This window comes from Dyella sp. C11 (assembly GCF_003121485.1).
GTDB lineage: Bacteria > Pseudomonadota > Gammaproteobacteria > Xanthomonadales > Rhodanobacteraceae > Dyella.
The window spans coordinates 59,824-80,919 of record NZ_QAVX01000010.1; the positions used below are offsets into that span (position 1 = coordinate 59,824).

21 protein-coding genes and 1 tRNA gene are annotated in these 21,096 nt (G+C 65.1%); 9 read left to right on the forward strand and 13 right to left on the reverse strand.

Annotated features, from left to right (window positions below):
* Positions 1-207 precede the first annotated feature (207 nt).
* Positions 208-284: transfer RNA gene (locus DK366_RS11320), tRNA-Pro, on the forward strand.
* A gap of 88 nt (positions 285-372) precedes the next feature.
* Here the strand turns inward: DK366_RS11320 and DK366_RS11325 are convergent.
* The 10 genes from DK366_RS11325 to DK366_RS11365 all read right to left on the reverse strand — a co-directional run bounded on the left by DK366_RS11325 (position 373) and on the right by DK366_RS11365 (position 10,040).
* Positions 373-1,185: a ferritin-like domain-containing protein gene (locus DK366_RS11325; protein ID WP_109125664.1), complete on the reverse strand. Its 813-nt coding sequence runs from the start codon at positions 1,183-1,185 to the stop codon at positions 373-375.
* 68 nt (positions 1,186-1,253) lie between these two features.
* Entirely contained in the window at positions 1,254-2,729 is a 1,476-nt protein-coding gene (gene purF, locus DK366_RS11330; protein ID WP_109125665.1) for an amidophosphoribosyltransferase, read from the reverse strand.
* Positions 2,730-2,745: 16 nt separating this feature from the next.
* On the reverse strand, positions 2,746-3,333 hold the full coding sequence (locus DK366_RS11335) for a CvpA family protein (RefSeq protein WP_109125666.1): 588 nt from the start codon (positions 3,331-3,333) through the stop codon (positions 2,746-2,748).
* 51 nt (positions 3,334-3,384) lie between these two features.
* A complete protein-coding gene (locus tag DK366_RS11340) occupies positions 3,385-4,455 on the reverse strand; it encodes an SPOR domain-containing protein (RefSeq protein ID WP_109125667.1) in 1,071 nt (356 codons plus the stop codon).
* A gap of 59 nt (positions 4,456-4,514) precedes the next feature.
* The gene (gene folC, locus DK366_RS11345) at positions 4,515-5,807 is read right to left on the reverse strand and encodes a bifunctional tetrahydrofolate synthase/dihydrofolate synthase (RefSeq protein WP_109125668.1); all 1,293 of its coding nucleotides are present in this window, start codon (positions 5,805-5,807) and stop codon (positions 4,515-4,517) included.
* A gap of 12 nt (positions 5,808-5,819) precedes the next feature.
* Positions 5,820-6,416 (reverse strand): GNAT family N-acetyltransferase, encoded by a 597-nt coding sequence (locus DK366_RS11350; RefSeq protein WP_109125669.1) that lies wholly within the window; start codon positions 6,414-6,416, stop codon positions 5,820-5,822.
* 2 nt (positions 6,417-6,418) lie between these two features.
* The gene (locus DK366_RS11355; RefSeq protein ID WP_109125670.1) at positions 6,419-6,826 is read right to left on the reverse strand and encodes a ketosteroid isomerase-related protein; all 408 of its coding nucleotides are present in this window, start codon (positions 6,824-6,826) and stop codon (positions 6,419-6,421) included.
* Between the two features lie 88 nt (positions 6,827-6,914).
* Positions 6,915-7,076 carry a hypothetical protein gene (locus tag DK366_RS21410; RefSeq protein WP_198651518.1) on the reverse strand — a complete coding sequence of 54 codons (162 nt, stop codon included), beginning with the start codon at positions 7,074-7,076 and terminating at the stop codon, positions 6,915-6,917.
* Positions 7,077-7,173: 97 nt separating this feature from the next.
* Positions 7,174-9,618 (reverse strand): heavy metal translocating P-type ATPase, encoded by a 2,445-nt coding sequence (locus DK366_RS11360; RefSeq protein WP_109125671.1) that lies wholly within the window; start codon positions 9,616-9,618, stop codon positions 7,174-7,176.
* Positions 9,615-10,040: a MerR family transcriptional regulator gene (locus tag DK366_RS11365; RefSeq protein ID WP_109125672.1), complete on the reverse strand. Its 426-nt coding sequence runs from the start codon at positions 10,038-10,040 to the stop codon at positions 9,615-9,617. The genes DK366_RS11360 and DK366_RS11365 overlap by 4 nt, the downstream gene beginning before the upstream one ends.
* Before the next feature lie 177 nt (positions 10,041-10,217).
* On the opposite strand from DK366_RS11365, the gene DK366_RS11370 reads away from it, so the two are divergent.
* The 4 genes from DK366_RS11370 to DK366_RS11385 all read left to right on the forward strand — a co-directional run bounded on the left by DK366_RS11370 (position 10,218) and on the right by DK366_RS11385 (position 13,062).
* Positions 10,218-11,300, forward strand: a complete 1,083-nt coding sequence (locus DK366_RS11370; protein WP_109125673.1) for a catalase family peroxidase — start codon at positions 10,218-10,220, stop codon at positions 11,298-11,300.
* Positions 11,300-11,911 (forward strand): cytochrome b, encoded by a 612-nt coding sequence (locus DK366_RS11375; RefSeq protein WP_109125674.1) that lies wholly within the window; start codon positions 11,300-11,302, stop codon positions 11,909-11,911. The genes DK366_RS11370 and DK366_RS11375 overlap by 1 nt, the downstream gene beginning before the upstream one ends.
* Before the next feature lie 111 nt (positions 11,912-12,022).
* Positions 12,023-12,616: a TetR/AcrR family transcriptional regulator gene (locus tag DK366_RS11380; protein ID WP_109125675.1), complete on the forward strand. Its 594-nt coding sequence runs from the start codon at positions 12,023-12,025 to the stop codon at positions 12,614-12,616.
* Positions 12,617-12,618: 2 nt separating this feature from the next.
* On the forward strand, positions 12,619-13,062 hold the full coding sequence (locus DK366_RS11385) for a PaaI family thioesterase (RefSeq protein ID WP_232821018.1): 444 nt from the start codon (positions 12,619-12,621) through the stop codon (positions 13,060-13,062).
* Here DK366_RS11385 and DK366_RS11390 read toward each other — a convergent pair whose 3' ends face one another.
* Entirely contained in the window at positions 13,063-13,602 is a 540-nt protein-coding gene (locus tag DK366_RS11390; RefSeq protein ID WP_109125677.1) for a DUF6496 domain-containing protein, read from the reverse strand.
* A gap of 139 nt (positions 13,603-13,741) precedes the next feature.
* Positions 13,742-15,601, reverse strand: a complete 1,860-nt coding sequence (locus tag DK366_RS11395; RefSeq protein WP_109125678.1) for an ABC transporter ATP-binding protein — start codon at positions 15,599-15,601, stop codon at positions 13,742-13,744.
* A 263-nt stretch (positions 15,602-15,864) separates the two neighbouring features.
* Between DK366_RS11395 and DK366_RS11400 the strand changes: the two genes are divergently transcribed.
* Together DK366_RS11400 and DK366_RS11405 are read left to right on the forward strand one after the other, a co-directional pair.
* Positions 15,865-16,527 (forward strand): PadR family transcriptional regulator, encoded by a 663-nt coding sequence (locus DK366_RS11400; RefSeq protein WP_109125679.1) that lies wholly within the window; start codon positions 15,865-15,867, stop codon positions 16,525-16,527.
* 4 nt (positions 16,528-16,531) lie between these two features.
* Positions 16,532-16,891, forward strand: coding sequence for a transcriptional repressor (locus tag DK366_RS11405; RefSeq protein ID WP_157956505.1), 360 nt, complete (start codon positions 16,532-16,534; stop codon positions 16,889-16,891).
* A 10-nt stretch (positions 16,892-16,901) separates the two neighbouring features.
* Here the strand turns inward: DK366_RS11405 and nfi are convergent, their stop codons facing one another.
* The gene (gene nfi, locus DK366_RS11410; protein WP_232821010.1) at positions 16,902-17,579 is read right to left on the reverse strand and encodes a deoxyribonuclease V; all 678 of its coding nucleotides are present in this window, start codon (positions 17,577-17,579) and stop codon (positions 16,902-16,904) included.
* A gap of 87 nt (positions 17,580-17,666) precedes the next feature.
* Between nfi and DK366_RS11415 the strand changes: the two genes are divergently transcribed.
* Both DK366_RS11415 and DK366_RS11420 read left to right on the forward strand, forming a co-directional pair.
* Positions 17,667-20,099 (forward strand): DUF3772 domain-containing protein, encoded by a 2,433-nt coding sequence (locus DK366_RS11415; protein WP_109125681.1) that lies wholly within the window; start codon positions 17,667-17,669, stop codon positions 20,097-20,099.
* 49 nt (positions 20,100-20,148) lie between these two features.
* The gene (locus DK366_RS11420) at positions 20,149-20,967 is read left to right on the forward strand and encodes a helix-turn-helix domain-containing protein (protein WP_109125682.1); all 819 of its coding nucleotides are present in this window, start codon (positions 20,149-20,151) and stop codon (positions 20,965-20,967) included.
* Positions 20,968-21,096 lie beyond the last annotated feature (129 nt).

The following is a 21,096-nucleotide window of genomic DNA, read 5'->3' on the forward strand; positions in this document are numbered from 1 at the left end:
AGTCCTCTGCTAAGCGGTATGAAGCGGTGTAAAGAAGCCGGCCAACCGCCCGTTGGCGACATGTCCGACAGAGCCGCATAGGTTAGCAGAAGGCCGCCCTCAGGCCCTCCTCATCCGTGCTGCGACAGTCGCATACACATTCGTGAAGAATTTTTTTCACAAACTGTTGCCAAGGCCCCGGGCTGTCATTAAGATACGCGGCTCCCACGGGGTGTAGCTCAGCCTGGTAGAGCGCTACGTTCGGGACGTAGAAGTCGCATGTTCGAATCATGTCACCCCGACCAAAATTCGATGAAAAAGCCGGCCTAGCGCCGGCTTTTTTATGGCCTGATTTCCGGGCTCTTCGCCCCAGGCGCAACAGAAGCCCGATATTCAGGACTGCAGTGCGAGCGCGGTCAGGCGATCCAGTTCTTCTTCGTCGAATCCTGCTTCGAGTCTGGCCGGTCGATTGAACGGCCCACGCAAGTTGCGGCCCATGTAGTCGCGAAGCAGATCGAGGAAGGTGTCGCGCGCATCGACGCCGTCGCGCTCACAGCAATGGTGGAACCAGCGCGTGCCGGCGGCGACGTGCGCCACTTCCTCACGCAGGATTACGCGCAGGATCTCCACCGTGCGCTCGTCGCCTACCGAAAGCAGTCGATCAATCATGCCGGGGGTGACGTCCAGGCCACGTGCTTCGAGCACGCGCGGCACCAGCGCCATGCGTGCGGTGTCGTGGTGCGCGGTTTTCTCGGCCATTTCCCACAGGCCGTTGTGCGCGTCGAAATCGCCGTACGCATGACCAAGTTCGGCAAGGCGTTCGGACAGCATCGCGAAATGGCGCGCCTCGTCGTGCGCGCAGCTGGCCCAGTCGCGGTAATAGTCGCGCGGCTTGTCGCGAAAACGGTAAACCGCATCCCACGCGAGATTGATGGCGTTGAATTCGATATGCGCCACGGCGTGCACCAGCGCCGCGCGGCCTTCAGCGCTGCCAAGGCCGCGATGCGGTACCTGGCGCTGTGGCACGAGGCGTGGGAGCTCGGGGCGACCCGGTGCGGTGATGGGTTCGGGTGCCGGCGATGATGGATCGGGCTGCAACTCGCCTGCCAGGAAGGCGTTCCACGCAGCGTGGGTCAGGCGCAGCTTTTCCGCCGGGTCTGTAGCGTCGAGGCAGCGCTTGGCGGCGGTGTGGAGGTTGGTCGTCATGGGAGAGTTCGGCGAGCACCCGCCCCTCACCCCAGCCCTCTCCCCGGAGGGGAGAGGGAGCTAGAGCATCAGGCGCTGCGGCGGGAGGCCTTGGCGTCGTCCGAGCGCAGCATTTCGATCTGCTGCAGATACTGCTGATCCAGCCCGGTGACGTACTCGCCGGAGAAGCACGAGGTGTCGAAATTCTTCAGGTTCTCGTTGCCGTCCTGCACCGCCCACACCAGATCCTGCAGATCCTGGTAGATCAGCCAATCGGCGCCGAGCATCTGCTGCACTTCCTTCTCGGTGTGGCCGGCGGCGACCAGTTCCGAGGCGGCCGGCATGTCGATGCCGTACACGTTCGGGTAGCGCACCGGCGGCGCGGCGGAAGCGAAGAACACGTTCTTGGCGCCCGCATCGCGTGCCATCTGGATGATCTGGCGCGAGGTGGTGCCACGCACGATGGAGTCGTCCACCAGCAGCACGTTCTTCTTGCGGAATTCCAGCTCCACCGGATTGAGCTTGCGACGCACGGATTTCACGCGCTCACCCTGCCCCGGCATGATGAAGGTGCGACCGATGTAGCGATTCTTGACGAAGCCCTCGCGGAACGGCACGCCCAGCGCTTCGGCAAGCGCCGACGCGGCGGTGCGCGCGGTATCGGGAATCGGAATCACCGCATCGATGCCGTGGTCCGGACGCTCGCGCAGGATCTTTTCCGCCAGCTTCTGGCCCATGCGCAGGCGCGCCTTGTAGACCGACACGTTCTCGATCATCGAATCGGGACGAGCCAGGTACACGTATTCGAAGATGCACGGCGCATGCGTGGCACCTTCGGCGCAATGGCGTGAGAACAGCTGGCCGTCGTCGGTGATGATCACCGCCTCGCCCGGCTCCACGTCGCGCAGGCGCTTGAAGCCGAGGATATCCAGCGCCACCGACTCGGAGGCCACGGCGTATTCGCGGCCTTCCGGCGTGACACGCTCGCCCAGCACCAGCGGGCGGATGCCGTTGGGATCGCGGAACGCCAGCAGGCCATAGCCCAGCACCAGCGCGATGCAGGCATAACCGCCACGCGCACGCTGGTGCACGCCGGCGACGGCCTTGAAGATGTGGTCCGGCGTCAACGCCATGCGGTCCTGGATCTGCAGCTCGTGCGCCAGCACGTTGAGCAGCACCTCGGAATCGGAATCGGTGTTGATGTGGCGGCGGTCGTCTTCGAACATTTCGCGACGCAGCTGCTCGGTGTTCACCAGGTTGCCGTTGTGCGCGAACGCAATGCCGTAGGGCGAGTTCACGTAGAACGGCTGGGCCTCGGTCGAGCCTTCCGAACCGGCCGTGGGATAACGGCAATGGCCGATACCGATGCGACCGCGCAGGCCGCTCATCGGGCCCTGGCTGAACACGTCACGCACGAGGCCGTTGCCCTTGTGCAGGCGCAGGCGCGAGCCGTCCACCGTGGCGATGCCGGCAGCGTCCTGCCCACGGTGCTGCAACACGGTCAAACCGTCATAGAGGGACGCGGCGACCTCACTGGTGCCGACGATGCCGATGATTCCGCACATGGTTGAAAGCCTGTAATTAGTAAGTCGTTGCCGAGGCGGTCGTGGTAGCGGCCGCGGGATGGGTTTCGTGTCCAGTCGCTGGGGAAGCGCCCGGCACGCCCGCCGGCAAGGCGGGTAAATGGTCCAGCAGAGGCTGCGGATTGAGGTAGTGGCGGACGTTGTCCGGCACGCGCTCACCCAGCCACGCAGCCATTCCCTTGAACTGCGGCAATAACACCGAATCGTGCCACCACGGGTCCCGCGTGAACGCGGTGAACCCGAGCAGGAACACGGCAAGCGTCACCAGCAGCACGCCGCGCACGAAACCGAACACCATGCCCAGCAGGCGGTCGGTACCGGACAACCCAGTGCCTTCCACCAGCTTGCTCACCAGGAAGCGCAGCAGCGCACCCAGGATCAGCACGACGATGAAGCAAATGCCGTAACCCACCAGAATCCGCGCCGAAGGCAGCGAGATGCTGTGTTCGAAATAACCCGCCACGCTGGGGCCGAATGTCCAGGCCACCCAGAACGCGGCAATCCAGATGGCCAGTGCCAACACCTCGGAAATGAGGCCACGCCACAGCCCGATCAAGACCGAGACGCCCAGGACGGCAAGAATGATGTAGTCGGCCCAATTCCCCGGGTCAGCACCGTGAAAGGTTCAGGTTGAAGTTCACGGAGCGGTGACGACGTTGCCGTCCACGCCCAGCTTGCTCTTGATCTGGTCGCGGATGCGCACGGCATCGGCGCGCTGCGTCTGCGGGCCGGCCCGCACGCGCCACAGCTGCTTGCCGTTGGCGTTCACGGTGTCCACGTAGCCATCGAAGCCGTTGGCGCGCAGCTTGTCGCGCAGCGCATTGGCATCGCCCTGGCTGCCCATGGCAGCCACCTGAACGGCCCAGCCACCGGCGCGCGACGACGAGGCGGCGGTATTGGCCGCGGCGGCAGCGGGCTTCGCGGCAGGCGCGTCGTCCTGCGTCGGCGTGGAAGCCGAGCTTTCCAGGCGCGCCGGGGCACCCGGAATGGTCTGCGTGATCTTCAGGCGGGCGGCTTCCGCCGCGGCGCGGGATTCAAACGGTCCCGCAGTCACCATGGTCAGCGCCTTGCCACCCTGGTTGATGGCGCGGCCATTGGCCGGATAACCCAGGCCACGCACGCGGGTGATCAGGTTCTGCGCACTGGATTCCGACGCATAGGCGCTGAGATTGATCGAGTACGCACCGTGGGCTGCCGTGGCAGGTGCTGCCGCCGGTTCGGCCTGCGCCGGAACGGCCGGCGTGCCGGCGGTCGGCTTGGTCGCAGCTGCCGTGGTGGTGGCGCTGCCCGTCACGCTAGCCGCGCCCTTGCCCTGAACCGGAATCATCGGCTGCGCGGCGCTGGAGCCGGGGCGCGTCACCGTGGTGGGTTCAGGCTTCTGGCCCGCGGTGGGGTCGGTTTCCACGTCCTTGGGACGATTGGAACCGATATTCACCGTGGCAAGCTGATCGGTGGAACCCACCGGCGCCGCACTGGCGGTCGGCGTGGGTACGGCCGGCTTGGGCGCCGGTGCCGCCGTGGATGACGGCGACGCACCCGGCGTCAGGCTCATGGTCTTGGTCTGCAGGTCGCGATCCGGTGCCGGCGGAATCGCCAGGCTTACCGATTCGTCGCCACTCGTGGTCGGCGGATTGCTGGAGATGAACATCGGCACGATAAGCACAGCCAGCGCGATGAGAACGGCAGCTCCCAGCAGACGTGTTTTCAAGACGGGCTCCAAACAGGGGGTGCGAGAACGGGCGCGATTATACCTGTCCGGGCCGCCGCTCAGGCCGCTTCGGGTCCAGTCGATTCAGCAAGTACGGCCGAGGCGACGAAAAAGGAACCGAAGGCGAGCACGCATTCGCCGGCATTCGCCGCGTTTTTCGCGGCCTTGAGCGCAGCCGGTACGTCGGCGTGGATGTCGAAGCGTGCGTCCGGCAGCGCCTCCACCAGCCGTTCGGCGAGCGCCTGGGCCGGCAAGCCACGCGGCGTATCGCGTTCGAGTCCTGCCAGGTGCCAATGCGCAATGCGAGAACCCAGGGCCCGGATCACGCCCGACACATCCTTGTCGGCAAGCGCGCCGTACACGGCGTGCACGGGCATGTCGGGGCGCGCGTCCAGCCATTCGGCCAGGGCGCGCGCCGCCTGCGGGTTGTGACCCACATCGACCACGAGCATGGGATCGCCGCCCAACACCTGGAGGCGGGCTGCCACGCGTGCGGTGGCCACGCCGGTGGCCGCGGCCGTCGCCAGATCGCGGCCTGCCAATACGGGATCGATCCGCTGCAACGCATGCAGCGCCGCGATGGATGCGGCTGCATTCGCGTACTGCACGGGAGCGGTGAGCGCCGGATCGGGCAGCGAAAGGGTCAGCCCGTCGCGATGGCGCCATTGCCAGCCGGCAGGCTCGCGCTCAACGCTGAAGTCCATGCCGGCGCGCTCCATGCTGGCACCGATGCGCACCAGCGCCTGCAGCAAGCCGCCGGGTGGCTCGGATTCACCCACAATGGCCGGGCGCCCTGCCCGCGCAATGCCGGCCTTCTCCACACCAATGGTGTCGCGATCCGGCCCCAGCCAGTCCATGTGATCAAGATCGACCGTGGTGATCACCGCCACATCGGCGTCGATGATGTTCACCGCATCGAGGCGTCCGCCCAGCCCCACTTCCAGCACGGCGACATCCAGCGCCGCTCGTGCGAAAAGATCGAGTGCGGCCAGCGTGCCGAATTCGAAGTACGTGAGCGGGATATCCCCACGCGCCGCCTCGATGCGTTCGAAGCTGGCCACCAGCATCTCATCGCTCGCGTCGCGGCCATCGATGCGGATGCGCTCGTTGTAGTGCAGTAGATGCGGGGAGGTGTAGCAGCCCACGCGCTGGCCCATTGCCGTGAGCATGGCCTCGAGCATGGCCACGGTGGAACCCTTGCCGTTGGTGCCGCCCACGGTGATGACGCGACGGGCGATCGCCGGCGCGCCCATGCGCTGCCACACGTCGCGTACGCGATCGAGGCCAAGCTCGATGCTGCGCACGTTCACGCGTTCCTGGTAGGTCAACCATTCGTCGAGAGTACGGGTCATGGGCAAAGGTGCTCAGGCATCCAGCGGACGCAGCCAGAAACGCAGGTGATGGGGCGTGGGTTGGTCGGCGCCGGTTTCGGTCCAGTCCAGCGTGCAGAACATGTTGTCCTGGCGCTGGTAGCCGCGCTTGATCCAGAACGCGTCGTTGGGCCGGTAGTCGTCGGGCCGGCGAGGATCGTCCAATGCACGCTCCACGGCGCAAAAAGCCGTCCAGCGATAGCCGTGCAGCGACTGCGCATGATGCTCGCGCGCATCGAAGAAGCGATGGCCGATGCCTTGCCCGCGATACGCCGGCAACAGCACGGATTCACCGAAATAGAAGACCTCACCCAGCACCATGCCGCGCTGCACGAACGGCTGCTGGATGGCGGGCGTTTCGTCGACCAGGGGAATGCCGGTGGAACAGCCCACGACATGGTCACCGTCCAGCGCCAGCACGAACACGCTGCGGCGCGAGCACGCATACGCTTCGAGGTAGCGTTGCTCGTACGCCATGTCGCCGTCGTAGAGATACGGGTAGTCGCGGAACACCGCGATGCGAAGACGGGCCAACGCGTCCAGATGCGGCCTGACGGCTTCGCCCACGCTGGTGAGGATGCGCACGCTCACGCTCAGCTTCCGGACACCTGGGCGATCCAGTCCTGCAGGTTGTAGTAGTTGCTGATGCGTGCGATGCGACCGTCGCGGATGTCGAAGAACGCGCCACCCGGCAGCACGTAGCGCTGGCCATGGGCCGGCGGCAGACCTTCGTCATCGGCAAGGTACTGGCCGTGCACCACGTACTCGGCCGCGGCGCGCGAACCGTCGGTGCTTGCCATCAGCACGACATCGCGGAGTTCTTCCCGGTAGCTGCGCTTCATGCGTTGCAGGAACGCGCGGAACGTGTCGCGGCCCGTTTCGCGATGGCCCTGGTTGATGTCGTGGGCCACGTCATCGGCAAGGCAATCAAGCATGCCTTCCCAGTCCCCGCGATTGAACGCGTCGTAGTAACGGGCAACAAGGGCAACGCTGGCGGACATGGCGGCCTCCGGGGAAACGGGGCGCACAGCTTAAAGCAATGGTGCCGCCGTGATCACCCGCTGCAGGCCCGTTTGAGCGCGACCGGCATCAGAAGTGGATGCCGGTGGCCTTGAGCGCCCAGTACATGCCGAACATGGTCCAGAACATCTTCTTCAGCATGCGGCCGGCCAACAAGGCGATAAGCAGGCCCAGCAGCAGGGGCATGTGCTTTTCGAGGGTGCTGCGTGCGTCGTTGATGATGGTGTTCATGATGACGTCCTCCCGCACCCCATCGGTGCAGGCAAATCATCCGCCCTGCCCCGTTGTCGAGGCAGGGCACGGCGTCAGGCATCGCGGGTGACAACCATCACAAGGGCGTTCGGCGCAGTCGCAGTGCATTGCCGACCACGGATACCGACGACAGGCTCATCGCCAGCGCCGCCACCATCGGGGACAGCATGATGCCGAGCAGCGGATACAGCAGGCCGGCGGCCAGCGGCACGCCCACGGCGTTGTAGACGAAGGCGAAGAACAGGTTCTGCCGGATGTTGCGAACCGTGGCACGGGAAAGCACCAGCGCCCGCAGGATCGCCTGCAGTTCCCCCTTCACCAGCGTCACCTGCGCACTTTCCATGGCGATGTCGGTGCCGCCACCCATGGCGATGCCGACATGGGCGACGGCCAGCGCGGGGGCATCGTTGATGCCATCGCCCGCCATCGCAACGCGGTGCCCTTGCGCCTGCAATCGCTGGATCACCTCGGCCTTGTCGGCAGGCGACATGTCGGCGTGCACCTCGTCGATGTCGAGCACGCTGGCAACGGCTCCTGCGGTGGCAAGGTTGTCGCCGGTCAGCATGACGATGCGCAGCCCTTGTGCGCGCAGTTCGGCCAGCGCCTGTGGCGTGCTCGGCTTGATGCGGTCGGCCACGGCGATGAGCCCTGCGAGCGCACCGTCCACCGTGAGGAACATCACGGTGGCGCCTTCGCCACGCAACGCGTCGGCGCGCGCGGCCACGCCATCGTCGAGCGAAACGCCAGCGTTGGACAGCAGGCGATGATTGCCAAGCGTTACCGCATGCCCATCGACCTCGCCTTCCACGCCCGCCCCCGTGACGGTGCGAAAGTGCGAAGCCAGCGGCACCGCGATGTCCTGTGTTTTCGCGCCATCGAGGATGGCCCGCGCCAGCGGATGCTCGCTGAGCCGTTCCAGCGCCGCGGCCATCGCCAGCAACTGCTCACCCGGCACATCGCCCAGACTCACGACGGTCTTGAGCGTGGGCTTGCCCTCGGTCAACGTGCCGGTCTTGTCGACAACGAGCATGTCGATGTCGCGCAACGATTCGATAGCTGCGGCATCGCGGAACAACACGCCGTTCTGCGCGGCACGACCGCTGGCCACCATGATCGAAATGGGCGTGGCGAGACCGAGCGCGCACGGGCACGCGATGATCAGCACGGAGACGGCCGAGATCAGCGCGTAGGCGAGTCTGGGATCAGGCCCCAGCCATGCCCACAGCGCGAACGCCAGCACGGCCACCGCCACCACTGCGGGGACAAACCACGCGGCGATGCGATCGGCCACGCGTTGCAAGGGCGCCTTGCTGCGCTGGGCTTGCGCCACCAGCGAAACGATTTGCGCGAGCATGGTCTGCGCGCCCACTTTTTCCGCGCGCATCAGCAGCGCGCCGTCCTGGTTCACGGTGCCGCCGGTCACGTGATCGCCCTTGGCCTTGCGGTTTGGCAGCGGCTCGCCGGTGAGCATGGATTCGTCGACATGGCTGCTGCCTTCCAGCACCACGCCATCCACCGGTACCTTTTCGCCGGGCCGCACACGCAAGTTGTCGCCGGCATGCACGGATTCAAGCGGCACATCGTGTTCGCTGCCATCCGCGTCGATGCGATGCGCGGTCTTCGGTGCCAGCCCCAGCAACGCCTTCAGCGCCGCGCCCGTGCGGCGACGCGCACGCAGTTCAAGGAAATCGCCCAGCGTTACCAGCGTGACGATGACAGCGGCGGATTCGAAATACACGCCCACGCGACCGTGCATGTCGCGGAAGCCGGCGGGGAACCACCCGGGCACGAGGAAGGCGATGGCGCTGTACAACCAGGCCACGCCGGTGCCCAGCGCGATCAGTGTGTACATGTTCGGTGACCACGGCCTGAGCGAATGCCCGCCGCGCGCGAAAAACGGCGCGCCGCCCCAAATCACCACGATGGTGGCCAGCACGGCTTCCACCCAGGCCGCCACAACGTGCCACGGTGCCGGCAGATGCCAGCCGAAAAGATGCGGCCCCATGGCCAGCACGAAGACCGGTGCCGTCAGTACGGCAAGCAGGCCGAGGCGACGCGACATGGCGCGCAGTTCATGGCCGTCGTCTTCGTCCAGGCTCGGCATCATCGGCTCCAGCGCCATGCCGCACTTGGGGCAATGGCCCGGCCCAACCTGCTGGATCTCGGGATGCATCGGGCAGGTGTAGATGGCGCCCGCGACGACAGGTTCCTCGACGGCGGGGCTGAGGTAGCGCATCGGATCGGCGAGGAATTTTTCCTTGCAGCGCGCTGCGCAGAAGTAGAACGACTGCCCTTCGTGTTGCGCCGTGTGTTTCGCCGTGGCCGGGTCAACCGTCATGCCGCACACCGGATCTTTCACGGCCGATGCGTCGTGGTGCAAAGGCGCGTGATGATCGTGGGCGCCCGCGTGATGGTGATGATCATGCGTCGCCGAATTGCCACCACCACAGCACGACGTCGCCTCCACGGCTGCCGGTTGCGCTTCCTTGGCGCTGCAACAGGCGTGCTTTTCCTCGCTCATGCCTGGTCCTCCTGATCAGTAAGCGCCTTCAGGATCGGGCACTGCGCCGGCGAACCGTGCCCCGGGCATGCATCGATGAGTTGCTCCAGGCCGTTGCGCACGCGCGTGAGCTCGGCGATGCGCTCATCGATGGCCGCAAGGCGTTCTTCGGCACGCTGCTTCACCGCTTTCACGCCGCGCTTGCGATCCGCGGACAGCGCCAGCAGGTCGCGAATTTCCTCCAGCGTGAAACCCAGGTCCTTCGCGCGCCGGATAAAACGCAGCTGTCGCACGGCGCCTTCGTCGTACGTGCGATAGCCGGACGCTCGCCGCAGCGGCTCGGGCAGCAAACCCTCGCGCTCGTAATAGCGGATGGTGTCGATGGCGACGCCGACGCGGCGAGCGACAGCACCGATGGTCATGGAGGTGTCGGAGGTAGTCATGGCCACAAGTCTAGACCTTTGATCAAGGTCTAGAGTCAAGCGTTGCGTAAAGGCGTCGTCTTCACCCCGCACCGGCCTATGCTGATCACGCGTGGGGACGCGTGCAGGGCGCGGTGTAACCCCCAGGGGCCGCCGGACGAAGTCAGAACATCCAATCTGCCACTCAGGGAGTGCCGTATGACCGACCCGTCCCTTCAGCCGCCGTCGAACCTGCTTGGGAGGTGGGCGGTGATCGGCCTCGCCGTGGCAGCGCTCGCGCTCGCCTTTGCCTATGTCGCGGGATGGCTTACGCCGCAGCGCCTGAGCTCGCGCGGCATCGTGAATGCGCTGCAGGCCAATAGCGGCGTGTTCCCCGGTTATCGACGCAATCACGCCAAAGGCGTGTGCGTGTCGGGTTATTTCGAAGGCAATGGTGCTGCGTCTGCGTATTCCAGTTCGAGCGTATTCGCGCCGGGTCGCACGCCCGTCGTGGGGCGCTTCGCCCTGCCCGGCGGCAACCCTTACGCGCCTGACAGCAGCGTTCCCATTCGCAGCTTTGCGTTGCGCTTTTCACTGCCCAACGGCCAGCAGTGGCGCACCGGCATGAACAGCATGCCGGTGTTTCCCGTGGCGACGCCGCAAGCGTTTTACGATCAGGTGGTGGCCACGCGCCCGGACCCGGCCACCGGCAAACCCGATCCGAAACGCGCGGGCGCGTTTTTCGCGGCGCACCCGGAAACCGCTGCTTTCCTCAGCTGGATAAAGACGGCCAAACCGTCGGCCAGTTTCGTCACCGAGACGTACGAAGCGCTCAACGCTTTCTATTTCGTCGATGCCAGCGGCAAGCGCCATCCGGTGCGCTGGAAAGTAACGCCGGAGGCACCGGACGACGCCGGCACCGGTCCGCAGGCGGGTGATCCCAACTATCTCGCCCAGGACATCGAGCAACGCATGGCGAAAGGTCCGCTGCGCTGGCATCTGATCGTCACGCTTGGCGAACCGGGCGACCCGACCAACGATGCCACGAAGGTGTGGCCAGCCGACCGTCCCACGGTCGATGCGGGTACCCTCGTGATCGAGAGCGAACAGCCGCAGGACAGCGGCCCGTGCCGCGACGTGAATTACGACCCGACCATCTTGCCGCCGGGCATCGAGATCTCCGACGACCCGCTGCTGCCCGCACGCTCATCCGCCTATGCGGTGTCGTACCTGCGACGCACCAGCGAGGAAGCCCATGTCCCTGGCACGGCACGCGCCACTTCGCCTTCGGAGCACCCGTGATGAATACCTCCAACGCTTTTCATCCGCTGGCGCGCCTGCTGCACTGGCTCATGGCCGTGTTGATCCTGACGATGCTGTTTATCGGCGTGGGCATGGTGTCCACCGTCTCCGAGAAACACGAATGGTTGCTGGCCATCCACAAGCCGCTGGGTGCCACCATCTTCGTGTTGGCGCTTATCCGCCTTGGCGTGCGCTGGCGCCATCCTCCGCCGCCGCTGCCGGCGGGCATGCCACCACTGATGCAGTTCATGGCCCATGCCTCTCACTGGTTGCTTTACGGCTTGATGCTTGCCTTGCCCCTGGTGGGCTGGGCCATGCTGTCCGCAGGCGGCTACCCCATTTCACTGGGTGGCTCGCTGCATCTGCCACCGCTGATGTCCGCGAACTTCGAAGCCTTCGCCTGGTTGCGTCTCACACATCGCTATCTGGCGTACCTGCTGTTTCTGACCGTGCTGGGACATATGGGCGCCGCGCTGTATCACGGCCTGATCCGTCGCGATGACGTGCTGGCGAGCATGACGTTTCCCCGCAAACCGCTCGCACCCGCCGTTGCGCCGGTTGTCGTGGAAGTCGTTGAACCGCCGTCTTCGTCGATACCGCCTCAGGTCTAGGCGCCCGACGGTTTCACACGCATGAACAGCCGGCATCGCCATGGCACTACGCACTTGCGATGCCGGCTGTCAATAGTATGATTGATATCATACGAATTACGTGGAGCCGTCATGCGCTACGACGCCGAACACAAACAGAAAACCCGCAGCAAAGTGCTGGAAGTCGCCGCCAAGGCCATCCGCGAGGAAGGCCCGGATCGCATCGGCGTGGCCAGCGTGATGGCGGAGGCCGGCCTCACCCACGGTGGTTTCTACGCGCACTTCAAATCGAAGGATGAACTGGTGGCCGCTGCCATCGAGCAGATGTTCGAGCAGTCGCGGGCGCGCCTGAAGCACGAGATGGAAGGCCGCGAGCCCGCCGCAGGGCTTTCCGCGTACATCGATTTTTACCTGTCCAAGAAGCATCGCGATACGCGTGGCGCCGGCTGTCCCATGGCTGCACTGGCATCGGACCTGCCGCGCCTTCCCGAGGAAACGCGCGCACTCTTCGCCGACGGCGCACGACGCCTGAGTGATGCCATGGCTGAGCGGCTCGACGCCATGGGTTACGCCGATCCGCAGGCCTTGGCGCGTTCCACGGTGTCGGAACTGGTGGGTGCGTTGTCGCTTGCCCGCATCGAACCCGACGCGAAGCGCTCCGACGCCATCCTCGCCGATTCAAGTCATGCGCTGAAAGCGCGCCTGGGACTGGAGTCTGCCTCGTGAGCATGATCACCGAGATCGGTCACGGCCTGAATGGGCTTGAGCAGCTGCGCGCGTTCATCGCCTCGGGACAGCGGCCCGGCATTGGCGACTCGCTGGATTTCGACCTGGTGGATGTCGGCGACGGCTTCGCGGCGTTCGAGGGCATGCCTGGTGCGCATGCCTACAACCCCATGGGCATCGTGCACGGCGGCTATTTCGCCACCCTGCTCGACTCCGCCTGCGGTTGCGCCGTGCATTCCAAGCTTACGGCGGAGCAGGCCTACACGTCGCTGGAACTGAAAATCGTGTTCCACAAGGCGATGACGCGTGACACCGGCCGCGTGCGCGCCGAAGGTCGCGTGCGCACCATCGGCCGCCGGGTGGCCTTTGCCGAGGCGAGTCTTATCGACGCCGCAGGCAAGCTCTACGGTTCGGCAACATCCACACTTCTGGTGTTCGACCGCTGATCAGCCGCCACGCCCGCGTGCGCGCATGGTGCGCGTGCGTGCGGCGCGAGCCGCGCCGGTAGCCCGATTGGTGGCGCGAGTGCGTGCCGCCTTCTTGGCCGATGCCTTGCGCTTGGCCGGCCCCTTCGTCCGCACGGCCTTGCGCGCCACCGCGGAACGTTCAGCGGGCGAACGTTCTGCCGCAACTTCCCGTGCATGCTCGGAAAGCGCCGCGGTCGATACTGAAGCTGTGCCCTCGCGCTTGAGCGCATTCAGGGCTGCGCGACTTCGACGCGCCGTGGCGACCTTGCTGGCCGATGTTTTCTTCGAAGCCGGTTTCTTGCGCACGACCTTGCCGCCCTGCTTTTCCGGAATGGCTATGCCGGCGCGACGCGCGTGCGACAACCCGATGGCGATGGCCTGCTCGGGAGATCGCGCGCCATGCACGCCGTCGCGAATGCGCTCGATTTCCTCACGCACAAACTCTCCGGCCTGCGTACTGGCCGATTTGCCTTCGCGCTTGTCCTTGCGCGCGCGTGCCAAGGCGCGTTCGGTAGGCATGTCGCGACTCCGGGATGGGGCGGGGAAGACGATGCTGCGGCCTGGGCCGTGAAATGGACAGCAAATAAAGCTTCAATCGCAGCACGAGTATTCTGAGCCATGGCAACGACTGATGCGGCACGCATCGGCCATGCAGGCATCAGGCCAGCGCGCTGTCTTCCGCAGGATCTTCCGCAGCGACGAAACCACCGGTCTGTCGTTGCCACAGACGCGCGTACAAACCGCCTCGGGCAATCAATTCCGCGTGCGTGCCTGTTTCAACGATCTCGCCCTTGTCCATCACCACCAGGCGATCCATCCGCGCGATGGTGGAGAGGCGATGCGCGATGGCGATGACCGTCTTGCCGCGCATCAGCACTTCCAGGCTGTCCTGGATCGCCGCCTCCGCATCCGAATCCAGCGCCGAGGTGGCTTCATCAAGGATCAGGATGGGCGCGTCCTTCAGCAGCACGCGCGCAATGGCGATGCGCTGGCGCTGCCCGCCGCTGAGCTTCACGCCGCGCTCGCCCACGTGGGCGTCGAAACCGACACGACCTTCGCCATCCACCAGTTGCGGGATGAATTCCTCCGCACGCGCCTTGCGTACGGCCTCGATCACCTGCGCCTCGCTGGCGTCGGGGCGGCCGTACAGCAGGTTGTCGCGGATGGATCGATGCAACAGCGAGGTATCTTGCGTGACCACGCCGATCTGCGCCCGCAGGCTTTCCTGCGCTACCTGCGCAATGTCCTGCCCATCGATGAGAATGCGGCCGCCTTCCAGGTCATACAGGCGCAGCAACACGTTCACCAGCGTGGATTTGCCCGCGCCCGACGGCCCTACCACGCCGATTTTCTCGCCGCCGCGCACCGTCAGGTTGAGGCCGGAAATCACCCCGCCCTTCTTGCCGTAATGGAAATGGATGTCGTCAAAGCGCACACCGCCTTCGGCGACTTCCAACGGCATGGCGCCTTCGCGGTCCTGCACGGTGCGTGGCTTGGAAATCGTCTCGATGCCGTCCTGCACGGTGCCCACGTTCTCGAAGATGCCGTTGATCACCCACATGATCCAGCCGGACATGTTGTTGATGCGGATGACCAGGCCGGTGCTGAGCGCAATGGCACCCACCGTCACCTTGCCCTGGCTCCACAGCCACAACGCCAGCGCCGACGTGCCGACAATCAGGAAACCATTGAGCGTGGTGATGGTGGCGTCCAGAGCGGTGGTCAGGCGCGTCATGGAACGCATGCGCTGGATCTGCTCGCCCATCGCATCGGCGACGTATTGTTCCTCCCGCTGCGTATGCGCGAACAGCTTGAGCGTGAGGATGTTGCTGTAGCCGTCGACGATGCGGCCCATCAGCCGCGAGCGCGCCTCGGACTGCTTCCACGAGCGCTCCTTGGTACGCGGCACGAAGTAACGCAACGTGGCGACATACAGCACCAGCCACACGATCAACGGCACGGCCAGCCAGACATCCGCCTTGGCGAACATCACGATGGCGCTGCCGGTGTAGATGGCCACGTACCAGATGGCATCCACGATCTGCACGGCCGATTCACGCAGCGCGCCCGAGGTCTGCATGATGCGGTTGGCGATGCGGCCGGCGTAGTCGTTCTGGAAGAAGCCCAGGCTCTGGCGAATGACGTAGCGATGGTTCTGCCAGCGGATGCGATTGGTCAGGTTCGGCACGATGGCCTGGTTCACCAGCAGATCGTGCAGGCCAATCAGCACGGGGCGTGCGATCAGCGCCACGAAGCCCATCCACAACAGCTCGTTGCCATGCACGCGGAAGAAATCGGCCGCCGGCGCACCCTTGGCCATGTCCACGATGCTGCCGATAAAGCCAAACAGCGACACCTCCACCAGCGCCACGCCAAACCCCACCACCAGCGCAGCCGCAAACACCGGCCACACCTGGCGCAGGTAGAACACATAGAAGCGCCACACCGACTGCGGCGGCATGCCGTCGACGGGTTCCTTGAACGCGTCGATCAGCGACTCGAACCAGCGGAAGAGCATGGGGGTCGTCCTTGGGAGGGGTGCGCAGGGTAGCGGGTGCGATGTCTTTGGGGTGAAGGCATGCGAAGGCAGTTTCAAGGTAAGCAAAGGCCTTCCTGTGGGAGCGCACCCTGTGCGCGACGGGTGAAACCTCGACGCCGCGCCCTGCCCGTCGCGCACAGGGTGCGCTCCCACAAGAGAACGAAAAACTCGCCGGGCACTTGCAATCCCGAAAACTCACGATATATCTTAAGACTGTTACTTACGATATATCGGAGTTAGTCATGGGATTTCGTCATTTCTTTGATCACCACCATTCCCACCACGGCCGCCACGGCCATTGCCGGGACGGTTTCGAAGGCCGCGAGGCCTGGATGCGCGAGGCCATCGGCCGTGGCCGTGGACGCGGTTTTGGCCGCGGTTTCGGCGACGACGAGGGTGAAGGCGGCGGCTTCGGCGGCATGGGCGGGCGCTTCCGCGGCGGACGCGTGTTCGGCCACGGGGACCTCAAGCTGATCCTGCTGGCCCTGATCGCCGAGCAGCCGCGCCACGGCTATGAACTCATCCGCACCATCGAGGAGATGTTCGATGGCGCCTACGCCCCCAGCCCCGGTGCGGTCTACCCCACGCTCACCCTGCTGGAAGAGCTGGGCCACGCCAGCGTGCAGAACGACGACGGCAAGAAGCTCTACACCATCACCGATGCCGGCAACGCTTTCCTCGCCGAGAACAAGGAGACGGTGGACGCGGTGATGTCGCGCATGGAACAGACCGCGAAGATGTTCGCCCGCGCGGCTGCACCCATGGCCCTGCGTGAAGCAATGCACAACCTCAAGCGCGCGCTGTTCATGCATGGCGGTCCGTGGAATGCGGACGAAGTGAAGCGCATCCGCGACATCATCCAGAAGGCTGCGGACGAGATCGTCAAGGGCCGCAAGGATGCCTGAGGCCATGCCCACCGCGCCGGCCGATGTGCATCAACTGCTGGCGCAGGTGGGCTTGCGCGCGACGCCACCTCGCGTGGCGATCTGGCAGGTACTGGAAGCCGCGGGCGACGAATGCGATGCGGTGGCCGTCCTGCAACGCGCGCAATCGCTCGAACCACGTACCAGCCTGGGCACGGTCTACCGTTTCCTGCGCGAACTGGAACAGCACGGGCTGGCCAGTTCGCGTCCGGTCGCGCATGCACGAGCGCGCTGGCGACTGGGCACGTCCGTCGAGTCCACCTCGCGAAACCTGGATGCCCTGGCTGCGGTCACCCGATTGGCAGCCGCTTTCGGCTTTCGACTGGTGCCCGAGCGAGGCTCCTGAACCGATCCACTCACCGACGCGATGCCAGCTTGTCGGCCAGGCGCGTCGGTTCCGGCAAGCGATATGTTGTCCCGAACGCCATCACCAGTTCGGGCGCGGTCGACATGCTCACGCGATATCCCGGCGACACGATCAGCGGTCGAACCTTGTCCTTGCTGCGAAGCACGCAGCCGATCACCTCGCCCTTGTATTCCAGCGGCTGGCGATCGCCACGATGCGGCCCCACTTCCTGGTGCACGCCCACGAGAATGGATTTGGCCACGCCTACCGTCGGCAAGCCGGTAACCACGCCCAGGTGCGCGGCAATGCCAAGCCGTCGCGGATGTGCCACGCCCTGCCCGTCCACGAACACCATGTCCGGTGTCTTCGGCAGTTCCGAGAGCGCTTGCAGCAAGGCGGGCAATTCGCGAAACGAAAGCAGCCCGGGGATATACGGCATGCGCGTAGGTTGTCGCGATACGACCTCGGCGATGGGCGCCAGCGTCCTGGCATCCAAAAGCACCGCTGCTGCACGCGTCACCGCGCCGTTGTCTTCGAAACCCACATCCACGCCGGCCACGTGGTGCAACGGCGGATAGTCGTCCACCAGCCGAAGTTGAGCCGCCAGTTCCGTTTGAAGCCTGCGCGCCTTGGCTACATCGCCGTCCCACGGCGGCACGGCGCGAGCCATATCGATGGATATCGTCATCACGAAAGCGTGAATGCGCGCCGCTGAAGGGCGCGTCAAGGCATTTATTCATTGACCCGTTCAGGGTCGGTCCGGATCATGCCCCGCATGCCTATTCTTTTTCGCCTGCTGTTGATCCTCGTTGTCGCCATGGGCGGCGTCACTTCCGTATTCGCGCAGGACGCGCAAAACAACGGCCAGAGCCAGCAGGCGCCACTGGCCACGCCCGACCAGCTGAATGCGCAGCTCGACCAGATCAAGCAGACGCTCGCCAGCAAACAGCTGACCGATGAAATGCTCTCCACCGCGCGCACCAAGGCGCAATCGGTGCAACAGCAGGCCGACGCACTCACCGCAAGCCTCACGCCGCAAGCCGATGCGCTGAAGGCGAAGATCGATGTGCTCGGCCCCGCACCGGAAAAAGGCGCACCGGCTGAAGCACCGGAAGTCGCAAGCCAGCGCAAGCAACTGCTCAAGGATCAGACCGACCTCACCGGCCAGGTGACGCAGGCCAAGCTGATCAGCAAGGAAGCCCAGCAACAGGTGACGAGCATCACCGCGATGCGCCGCAACCTGTTCCAGACCCAGCTAAGTCAACGCAGCGCATCGCCGCTGAGTCCGACGTTCTGGAGTCGACTCGCGCAGAACGCACCGGCGGATCGCGCCGCCTTCAGCGCGTTGTGGCAATCGATCAAGGGCGCCGCCGCGCAGGCATGGCAACCCGACAATCGCGTTCCCTTCATCGGCTGCCTGCTGGCTGCCATCGCGTTGCTGGCAGGCGGTCGTCGCGTACTCGAACACCAGATGCTGGACAAGGCGGCGCGCTACCTGCCGTCGGGTCACTTGCGCCGCAGCGTCATGGCCGTGCTGGTGACGGTAGGCACGACGTTCATCTACGGCGTTTCCGCCTGGCTGCTCTATCTGGCGTTCAACTGGAACGGCGTGTTCGACCAGGACCTGGACGACCTGGTGCATCCGCTGGTCCGGTTGATGGTGATCATCGCCACCATGGCGGGCCTGGGGCGCGCGCTGTTGATGGTGCGACACCCCTCCTGGCGTTTGCCGCCGATCTCCGACGACCTGGCCAAGCGCCTGTGGCCGTTCCCCACGCTGATGGCTTACAGCGCCTTGCTGCTGGGCGTGATCGAACGCGTCACCAACAGCATCGGTGCCAGCCTGGCCACGACCATGGCCGCCAATGCGCTGGTCGCCACCGTGATCGGCGGCCTGGTCGCCTACGCGCTGGTGCTGATGAGCCGCGCGCGGCGCGCCATGCTTGCCAGCGGCGAAACCCCGGCCAAGCGTCCGTTGTGGGTCGGCATGGTGGTCCTGTGCGCATCGCTCGCCATGCTGGCCACGTTGCTGGCCGTGGTGACGGGCTATATCTCGGCCGGCTTCTATGTGGCCCGCCAGATGATCCGCGCTGGCTTCCTCATTTCCGCGCTCTATGTGCTGATGCACCTGATCAACGATCTCTGCGAATCGTTGATCACGCCCGATTCGCATACGGGCCAGCGTCTGCAACAGAACTTCGGCGTCGATCCGGCCCGCCTTGAACAGAGCGCCACCATTCTTTCGGGCGTCGGCCGTGCACTGCTGTTGCTGTTCGCCATCCCGTTGATCCTCGCACCCTATGGCGCCGGCCCCACCGAGCTGGTGGATCGCGGCACGCATTTCTTCACTGCGCTCGAACTGGGTTCGCTGAAGATCAACCCGACCAGCATTGCCCGCGCCCTGATGGCGCTGGTGGTGGGCGGCATCATCGTTCGCCAGATCAAGCTGTGGCTGAGCAACAAGCTGCTGCCCAAGACGTCGCTGGACAAGGGCATGCAGATGTCCATTGTCACGCTGCTGGGCTACGTCGGCGGCATCATGGTGTTCCTGCTGGTGCTCGGCGCGCTCAACGTGGACGTGCAGAGCATTGCTTGGGTCGCCAGTGCCCTGTCGGTGGGTATCGGTTTCGGCCTGCAGGCGATCGTGCAGAACTTCATCTCCGGCCTGATCCTGCTGGCCGAGCGTCCTGTGAAGGTCGGCGATTGGGTGAGCCTGAGCGGCGTGGAAGGCGACATCAAGCGCATCAATGTGCGTGCCACGGAAATCCAGCAGGGCGACCGCTCCATCGTCATCGTGCCCAACTCGCAATTGATCACGCAGAACGTGCGCAACGTGACGCTGGCCAACGCGCAAGGTCGCGTGCAGATCCGCCTGCCGATGCCGCTGAGCACGGATGCCAGCAAGGTCAGGCAGATCATCTTCGACATCCTGCGCAACCACACGGTGACGCTGAATGCGCCGTCGCCGAGCGTGATCCTCGACAGCATCGATTCGGGTTCGATGATGTTCGTGTGCACGGCCTATGTGAGCAATCCGCGCGACGCCGGCACGGTGAAGAGCGACCTGCTGTTCGAGATCATCGACCGCCTGCGCAAGGCCGATCTTCCGCTCACCACGCCGCAGGACATGGTGGTGCGCAGCATGCATCCCGACCCTTCCACGGCACCTGCGCCGTCGACCACGATATTTCCCGGCCAGAAAACCTGACAGGCGTATGCCATCGGCCTAGACTCCGGATGTCACCCGGAGTCAGCCGATGGGTTTCCACGTTCTCCAGCCCGCGCCACCCCTCGATGCGCTCGTGTCCCGCCTGTGGGATTGGGACATGCCACCGGCATCCCATCACCTTGAACGCGTGCTGCCGGTACCGGGCGCGGCGCTGATCATCAACCTTCACGAGAACGAAACGCGCGTCTACAGCGACGATGTCGAACGGCGTTGCGTGCGCTCGGCCGCATCGGTCATCGGCGGCCCGTGCCTGCGCAGCCAGATCATCGATACCTCCGAGCAGGTGCGCGTGCTGGGCGTGGTGTTTCGTCCCGGCGGCGCGCACGCCTTCACTGGGGAAGATCACGAAGCACTGGTGGATCGTGACATCGGGCTGGAAGACATCTTCGGCAGCAGTGCCCACCAACTTCGCGAGCGGTTGCTTGACACGCCCTGCCCGCATCGACGGCTGGCCCTGCTTGAACAATGGCTGCTCGCGCACATGCGCATGCCGCAGCTTGCGCCCGAAGTGCTCTACGCGCTGGCGGACATGGGCGCCAGGCCGCAGGTGGCGCGTATCGGCCGACTGGTGCGTGACACCGGACTTTCCGAATATCGCTTCGGACGCCTGTTCCGCCGACAGGTGGGCATGGGTCCCAAACGCTATGCGCGACTGATGCGTTTTCGTTACGTGGTGGATGCCGTGTATCGCTCATCGTCAGTGAACTGGAGCGCCGTTGCCATCGATGGCGGCTACGGCGACCAGGCGCATCTTGTGCATGAATTTCGCGATTTCGCCGGCATGACGCCCACGGCATTCATGGCCGCCCGCGGTCCCTATCTCAATCACCTGCCACTGGACCCATGACTGTGGGAGCGCACCCTGTGCGCGACTGCGGGGGCCCGAGTCGCGCACAGAGTGAGCTCCCACATTGGCACGGTTCGCACGCGTTCCTTCACCTTCGCCGTGGCATCATGCCGGTCCTTTTGCGAGGCC

What these genes read in the sequence shown, in the direction of transcription:
- DK366_RS11325 (WP_109125664.1), bottom strand. Translation starts at nt 1,185, where the DNA reads ATGACGACCAACCTCCACACCGCCGCCAAGCGCTGCCTCGACGCTACA.
- purF (WP_109125665.1), bottom strand. Translation starts at nt 2,729, where the DNA reads ATGTGCGGAATCATCGGCATCGTCGGCACCAGTGAGGTCGCCGCGTCC.
- folC (WP_109125668.1), bottom strand. Translation starts at nt 5,807, where the DNA reads ATGACCCGTACTCTCGACGAATGGTTGACCTACCAGGAACGCGTGAAC.
- DK366_RS11355 (WP_109125670.1), bottom strand. Translation starts at nt 6,826, where the DNA reads ATGTCCGCCAGCGTTGCCCTTGTTGCCCGTTACTACGACGCGTTCAAT.
- DK366_RS21410 (WP_198651518.1), bottom strand. Translation starts at nt 7,076, where the DNA reads ATGAACACCATCATCAACGACGCACGCAGCACCCTCGAAAAGCACATG.
- DK366_RS11360 (WP_109125671.1), bottom strand. Translation starts at nt 9,618, where the DNA reads ATGAGCGAGGAAAAGCACGCCTGTTGCAGCGCCAAGGAAGCGCAACCG.
- DK366_RS11365 (WP_109125672.1), bottom strand. Translation starts at nt 10,040, where the DNA reads ATGACTACCTCCGACACCTCCATGACCATCGGTGCTGTCGCTCGCCGC.
- DK366_RS11370 (WP_109125673.1), top strand. Translation starts at nt 10,218, where the DNA reads ATGACCGACCCGTCCCTTCAGCCGCCGTCGAACCTGCTTGGGAGGTGG.
- DK366_RS11375 (WP_109125674.1), top strand. Translation starts at nt 11,300, where the DNA reads ATGAATACCTCCAACGCTTTTCATCCGCTGGCGCGCCTGCTGCACTGG.
- DK366_RS11380 (WP_109125675.1), top strand. Translation starts at nt 12,023, where the DNA reads ATGCGCTACGACGCCGAACACAAACAGAAAACCCGCAGCAAAGTGCTG.
- DK366_RS11385 (WP_232821018.1), top strand. Translation starts at nt 12,619, where the DNA reads ATGATCACCGAGATCGGTCACGGCCTGAATGGGCTTGAGCAGCTGCGC.
- DK366_RS11390 (WP_109125677.1), bottom strand. Translation starts at nt 13,602, where the DNA reads ATGCCTACCGAACGCGCCTTGGCACGCGCGCGCAAGGACAAGCGCGAA.
- DK366_RS11395 (WP_109125678.1), bottom strand. Translation starts at nt 15,601, where the DNA reads ATGCTCTTCCGCTGGTTCGAGTCGCTGATCGACGCGTTCAAGGAACCC.
- DK366_RS11400 (WP_109125679.1), top strand. Translation starts at nt 15,865, where the DNA reads ATGGGATTTCGTCATTTCTTTGATCACCACCATTCCCACCACGGCCGC.
- DK366_RS11405 (WP_157956505.1), top strand. Translation starts at nt 16,532, where the DNA reads ATGCCCACCGCGCCGGCCGATGTGCATCAACTGCTGGCGCAGGTGGGC.
- nfi (WP_232821010.1), bottom strand. Translation starts at nt 17,579, where the DNA reads ATGACGATATCCATCGATATGGCTCGCGCCGTGCCGCCGTGGGACGGC.
- DK366_RS11415 (WP_109125681.1), top strand. Translation starts at nt 17,667, where the DNA reads ATGCCTATTCTTTTTCGCCTGCTGTTGATCCTCGTTGTCGCCATGGGC.
- DK366_RS11420 (WP_109125682.1), top strand. Translation starts at nt 20,149, where the DNA reads ATGGGTTTCCACGTTCTCCAGCCCGCGCCACCCCTCGATGCGCTCGTG.